Origin of the sequence: Streptomyces hazeniae (assembly GCF_031845485.1) — a bacterium.
GTDB lineage: Bacteria > Actinomycetota > Actinomycetes > Streptomycetales > Streptomycetaceae > Streptomyces > Streptomyces hazeniae.
The window spans coordinates 1-424 of record NZ_JAVREQ010000220.1; the positions used below are offsets into that span (position 1 = coordinate 1).

A 424-nucleotide genomic window follows, 5' to 3' on the forward strand; every position below is an offset into this window, starting at 1 on the left:
GAACATACCCCCGGCGTTTCCCGGGACGTGGAGTCGGACGAGGTGTTCGTCGTCCTGGGCGGGGACGCCAGTATCGCGTTCGACGACGGCACTCCGACGATCGATCTCCGGCCCGGCAGCCTCGTTCGCCTGCACGCCGGGCAGCGCACCACCTGGACGGTGCGGGAGACACTGCGAAAGGTTTTCATCGCATAGCGTTTCTGTGCGCCGGGGCGCGGCCGGGCCGCACAATGGGTTGAAGGCGTTGACGTAAGCGCCGGGAGGCAATGCGGATGGGCCGAACATTGAAGTCCGAATCGCCGCGGCGACGACGGCGACAGACGAAGCAGGGCGTCGTGCTGTCCGAGCAGCTCATCGTCGAGGCTGCGCTGCGGGTGTTGCAGTATCACGGAGCCGCCGGCCTGAGTGTCAGACGCCTCGGTGT

Annotated in this window: 1 protein-coding gene; it reads left to right on the forward strand. The window is 67.0% G+C overall.

Annotation, left to right across the window (positions count from 1 at the left end):
* Positions 1-195 (forward strand): cupin domain-containing protein (locus RM572_RS29420; RefSeq protein WP_311676393.1); only part of this gene is annotated, 195 nt, incomplete at its 5' end.
* Between the last annotated feature and the right edge of the window lie 229 nt (positions 196-424).